The sequence below is a fragment of the Burkholderia sp. LMG 13014 genome (assembly GCF_905232215.1).
Taxonomy (GTDB): Bacteria; Pseudomonadota; Gammaproteobacteria; order Burkholderiales; family Burkholderiaceae; genus Burkholderia.
This window is the reverse complement of the sequence record NZ_CAJNKE010000437.1, coordinates 1-5,099: the sequence shown is the minus strand read 5'-3', so window position 1 is coordinate 5,099 and position 5,099 is coordinate 1. Positions and strand designations below refer to the sequence as shown.

Here is a 5,099-nt window from a genome sequence, read left to right as displayed (position 1 = left end):
ACTTTCACCGTGATTTCCTGCAACCCGAGATTCGATGCGATCTGCTTGTTCATCTGGCCCGCGATCACATGGCTCATCACTTCGCGCTCGCGTGGCGTCAACGATGCGTAGGCCTGGCGCACCGCGCCCAGCGTGCGCTCGCGCGCGAGGCGCTCGCCGTCGCCGGCCAGTGCCCGGCCGACGGCATCGAGCATCGCTTCGTCGTCGAACGGCTTCGTCAGGAAGTCCAGCGCACCGCCCTTCATGGCCTTGACCGTCGTGGCGACGTCACCGTAACCCGTCATGAACAGGATCGGCACGTTCAAGCCCGCACGCACCGCTTCCTCCTGAACGGCCAGCCCGCTCTCGTCGGCAAGACGCACGTCGAGGATCAGGCAACTCGGCACGTCGGGCCGCTCGAACGCAAGAAACGCCCGCGACGACGCGAATGTCTCGACGCTAAATCCCGCCGAACGCAACAGTGCGCTCAACGCGCGCCGCAGCGTTTCGTCGTCGTCGACCACGTAGACGATCGGCACGGGATCGCCTGCGCCCCGACTGCCGATCGAAGTCATATCCGGCGTGCTCGCCATCGCATCCTCTGTGTAGGCATCCGCTTCATTATCGAATGATAAACTAAAAAAAGGCCGAACGAGAAACCACGCCGTGGGCACGGCGCGGCCAGTCGACGGGCCGCCTCTCATGCGGGAGGCGCGCCGGATGCGACGTGATCGATCAGATTGAGCATGTCGTCCGATGGAAACGGCTTGCGCAGGAACGCAACCGCGCCTTGCGCGAGCGCGCGACGGACCGACTCATCGTCGCCGTGCGCCGACATGAGGATGACCGGAATCGCCGCCTTGCGCTGAACCAGCAGGCGCTGAACGTCGAGACCGCTGATACCCTTCATCTTCAGATCGACCAGCGCACAAGCCGCGTCGTCCAAGGGGCCGGTCGCGAGGAATTCCTCGCCCGACGCGAACGGCAATGCCGTATGCCCAGCCGATTTCAACAAGCTGGCAAGACTCTTACGAACCGACGCATCGTCATCGATGATGCAAACAATGGCCATGAAATGAGAACCGGTGAATATTGTCAATCCATAACATCGCGACTCAGCTTCCGCTGCGTCGACAGGTGTCGCTGCTTCGCACAACGCCCGCGCAATCCGTGGGTCACGCCCACGGTCCGGTAGCCAGCACGGGTCGTGCGGACGCCGCCAGCGCTGGCGGTAGCATGTCCGCGAGCGCTTCGGTCGCGAAGGACGCACACCGCGCATGGATGCGTCCGGCTTCGCCCGACTCCGCCAGCTTCTCGAGCGCATACGCGCGCACGACCTCGAGGAACGAGTAACGCTTCGAGAGTCCGACCGAATGAACGACAAGAAGCGACTTCGATGCAAGACCGACCAGGCAGTCGAGCACCTCCTCGGCGCCCAGTTCGTCGCAGGCGGCAAGCGCGCAGGCCGCGTCGAGCCGGAACGCATCCGGAAACACCGCGAGACGGCACAGCACGGTGCGCTCCGTGTCGTCGAGCAGCCGATAGCTCCACTCAACGGTGGCCCTGAGGGTCTGCTGGCGGGGATGGGCCGTGCGCAGACCGCCAGACAGCGACAATACGGACTTGGCGAGATCGGCCGCCAGCCCCTGAATGCCGAGCGAGGCGACCCGGACCGCACCGAGTTCCAGCGCGAGCGGCAGGCCGCTCAGGCGGCGACAGATGGTCGCGATCGCGTCCAGCGTCTTCGTGTCCACCGGAATGTCGATGCCCATCGCGCGAGCCCGCGCCAGAAACATGCGGACCGCGCCGCACGCGACAATCTCGCCGTCGCTCGCGCCGGCCGGCGGCACTGGCAACGGCCCGACGCGATAAACGCGCTCGCCCGCGACACGCAAGGGTTCGCGGCTCGTCACGACGAGTATCGCGCCGCCATTTGCCTCTGCAATCGCTTCACAGAGGTCTGCCAGATCGTCGACGTGCTGTTCGGCATTGTCGAGCACCAGCATGACGCGCTGCTCGCCGATCGCGCGCACGACATCGGCCGGTTCGGCGGCCGAGTTGCCCGGCAGGTCAAGCGCGCCCAGCACCGCGGACTCCAGCGTTGCGTCGCCCTTCCCCCCGGCGAGATCGATCCGGACCATCTCGATGCCGTGCACGGCCGCCCAGGCCGCGGCGACCTCCAGCGCGAGATGCGTCTTTCCTACGCCACCGGGGCCGACCAGCGTGACGAGCGCCTCGTGCTCGAGCAGCGCGTGCAGTTCGGCCGCTTCCTGCTCCCGACCGATCAACGGACATTTGCGCGGTGCGGCGCCCGCGCGGGCGCCGCCTGCCGGCTCGAACCCGGTCGGCTGACGGTCGGAGCGGGTCAGGCTGGCCGGCGGAGCGAGTCGATATCCGCGGCCCGATTCGGTCCGTATCCACCCGTGCTTGCCGCCGAACAGCTTGCGCAGCGTCGAGATGTGCACCTGAATGTTGTTCTCGACCACGATCGTATGCGGCCACACGGCCTGCATGATCTCGTCCTTCGACACTAGCCTGCCAGCCGCCTTCACCAGCAGTTCGAGAATCTCGAATGCCCGGGCGCCGATAAACCGGGGCTGCCCGTCGACGCAGACTTCGCGGCATTCAAGGGAAACCGTTACCCGCCCGAACGTGTACATGATCCGCTCTCGCCTATGCTGCTCCGCACCTTGCGCCACCTCGCGAGGCGACGCCCGTTTTTCTGCCTGTCCGGCCGCATTGATGCATGCCGGGAGCCTTGAACGTATCGTAGGGCGCGACCGGCGCGCCGACCACTATCCATAGGTTTAGTCCGGCGCCAGCACGCACATCCGTCGGCGAGGGGGGGTACTGCAAACTTTCGCGAGCTGGCAGACAATGCGCGAGCCGCCGCAGACGCGCGCGATCCCGCCCGGCCGGTCCCGTATCGTGAGCCGTTTCCGCCCTCCTTCACCCAGCGTGCCACCCCACCGTGAACCAACCCTTGCGTGACCCGGACGACGCGAATCGAATGGATGCCGACTGGCTCGCGCGCGCCAGCCTGTCAAATGCGGTCCGGTTGGGCGACGTGCTGAAGTTCGACCTGACGGACGCCAAGACGGGGCGCGTGTGGTCCGCGTGCCAGACCGGCTGGGAATTCGATCAGCGCTGCCGGCAATTCGAGCACGAATACGCATTGAACGAGACGCTGGATCCCGCGTGGGCACTCATGCCGGTTGCCCTGATTCGCGCGGCCGACGGCCCGGTGCTCGTCTATCCACGCCTGGACGTGCGTGCGTTTGACACGCTGGCGGACGGGCGGCTGCTGCTCGACAGCTTTCTCGAAACAGCGATCAATGCCGCGCGCACGCTCGGGAGTCTTCATCAGCGCGGCTGGCTGCATGGCGATCTCCAACCGGCCAGTTTCGCCACCACACCGAACGGCACGGTCATGCTCCGCTCGTTCACCCATGCCCGGGACCGCCGGACGGAACAAACCGCGGCGGGCACGATGCGCACGGATTTCGCTGCCTACGCGGCACCCGAAGTATCGGGAGGCTCATGTGTCGACGAGCGCTCCGACCTGTACGCGTTCGGCATCACGCTGTTCCGCCTGCTGACGGGCGCGATGCCCTACAAGGCCACGTCGACGTCCGAATGGATCCACGCGCACGTCGCCATGCAACCGTCGCCGCCCGCGGCCTTTCGCGACGACGTGCCCGCCATCCTGAGCGACCTGATCCTGAAACTGATCGCCAAGGAGCCCGCCGATCGCTACCCGTCCTGCGACGCGGTGCAGCACGATCTCGAACGAATCCTGCACGACTGGCTGGCGGCGGGCCGCGTCGAGCCGTTCACGCTCGGCGGCAGCAATCCGCTCGCCGGTTTGCACGCGCCCGATCTACTGATTGGCCGTGAAGCCGAATCCCGACGGCTCGCGGACGTGCTGACGGCAGTATCGCTAACCGGCGAGACGGCCATCGTCCTGATCGACGGGCCGGCCGGCGTCGGCAAGACCGCGCTGGCCGAGAACTTCACGCGCCATGCGCGAGCGGCGTCGCGCACGGCCTGGTGCACGTCGGCCAAGGTCGATCAGTTCCAGCCCGCGCGACCCTATGCGCCCGTGCTGCAGGCGTTGCGCGCGCTGTTCGGCAGCGCGCTGGCCAGGCGCGACGACGAAATCGCGACGATCTCCGCGCGGCTGCGCGATTGCGTGGGCCGTCAGGCCAATCTCCTGTCGGCCATCTTCCCGGAAATTGCGTGGCTGCTCGATGTCGAGCCCGTCGCATTCGACCGCACCGATGCGATTCCGGAATTTCATCTATGCCAGATCGTCGTGAATGCCTTCCGTGCGTTCGCGGCGCCGGCCGAACCGCTCGTCATGACGCTGGACGACATTCAGTGGGCCGACGACGCGACGCTCGCGTTTCTCGCTTCCATCGCGGTCGATTCTCCGGCCAATTTCTGCATCGTTGCCGGTTATCGGAGCGGGCCGCAGGACGATCAAACGCCGACGTTCCGCCGCTTCCTGCGGCAGCTCGATCCCACCCGCCTGTCGGCCCTCACGCTGGCGCCGCTCGACGCACCCGACGTCACGCGCATGCTGGCCGACATGCTGGGGGAAGCGCCGGCCCGGCTGTCCGGGCTCGGCGACATCGTTCACCGCAGGACGGGTGGCAATCCTTTCTACATCCAGCAGTTGCTGCGCACGCTGATCGACGAGCGGCTCCTCGACTACGACCCGGTGCGGCAAGCGTGGCAATGGCGTTCGGCCGACATCGACGCGCGCCACGTGACCGAGAACGTCGTGAGCCTGCTCTCGATCCGGATGCATCGGCTGCCGCTCGAATCGAGAATGTTGCTGTCGCTGCTCGCCTGCATCGGCATCGACGCCGACGATGCGCTGTTGTGCGCCGCCGCCGGCAAAACGCGGGCCGAACTCCGCTTCTGGTTGGACCCCGCGCGCCAGGCGGGCCTTGTGTCGCTCTCCGGCAACCGCTGGCGCTTCGTTCACGACCGCATCCTCGAGGCCGTCCACGCACTCACCGGGCGGCCGGAGCGCGCGCTGCGCCACGCCCGGATCGCCGCCGCGATGCTCGCGCGCACGGACACGCCCTCAGCCGAATACCTGCTGGAACTCG

At 66.8% G+C, this 5,099-nt stretch carries 4 protein-coding genes; 1 reads left to right on the top strand and 3 read right to left on the bottom strand.

The window, feature by feature from the left end:
- The 3 genes from JYJ84_RS28030 to JYJ84_RS28020 form a co-directional block, all read right to left on the bottom strand.
- The coding region (locus JYJ84_RS28030) for a response regulator transcription factor (RefSeq protein ID WP_374102139.1) at positions 1 to 572 on the bottom strand (572 nt) is incomplete at its 3' end.
- Positions 573 to 679: 107 nt separating this feature from the next.
- Entirely contained in the window at positions 680 to 1,135 is a 456-nt protein-coding gene (locus JYJ84_RS28025) for a response regulator transcription factor (RefSeq protein ID WP_236027234.1), read from the bottom strand.
- 19 nt (positions 1,136 to 1,154) lie between these two features.
- Complete coding sequence (locus tag JYJ84_RS28020) at positions 1,155 to 2,639, bottom strand: winged helix-turn-helix domain-containing protein (protein ID WP_175221469.1); 1,485 nt, start codon at positions 2,637 to 2,639, stop codon at positions 1,155 to 1,157.
- Positions 2,640 to 2,989: 350 nt separating this feature from the next.
- Here JYJ84_RS28020 and JYJ84_RS28015 point away from each other — a divergent pair.
- Positions 2,990 to 5,099: AAA family ATPase (locus JYJ84_RS28015; protein WP_205189725.1), on the top strand; the 2,110-nt coding region annotated here is incomplete at its 3' end.